This is a genomic window from Halobellus captivus (assembly GCF_007655485.1).
Lineage (GTDB): Archaea > Halobacteriota > Halobacteria > Halobacteriales > Haloferacaceae > Haloquadratum > Haloquadratum captivum.
The window spans coordinates 125-496 of record NZ_VJXQ01000012.1 but is presented as its reverse complement, the minus strand read 5'-3'; the positions used below and the strand labels follow the sequence as shown (position 1 = coordinate 496).

General features: G+C 63.2%; 1 protein-coding gene. It reads left to right on the top strand.

Features of this window, described 5'->3' with window-relative positions:
* Nucleotides 1-372 (top strand): hypothetical protein (locus FJT57_RS17160; RefSeq protein WP_238994038.1); only part of this gene is annotated, 372 nt, incomplete at both ends.

The window sequence follows — 372 nt, the reverse complement described above, 5'->3', positions numbered from 1 at the left end:
AATCCGAAGCGGTCGTTCACCGCGAACATCCGCGCAATCGGGATTCCATCCGGTAGTGACGGTCGCGATGATCTCGATGAGCGGATGCAATCACTGGTCCCGGTATTCGACCCGCTTGACGGGCCGTACTATGAGGTGGAGGCCGAACGGTTGCGCGACAGCGGCTTGCGGGCAGCCACGAAAGAACGGAATGCACGAGCGGCGCTGCAGCGGCTCTTGGATCGTGAGATCACGACCGGCCGTGGGACGACCCGACCGGAGTTCGTCCTGAGTGGCCGAGAACTCGCGCACTTCGTACTCGTCCCCTCCTCGGAACAGCTTACTGTCGAAGGGGCACGGGGGACGCGTGCGGAACAGCAGAGTCGGAATCCG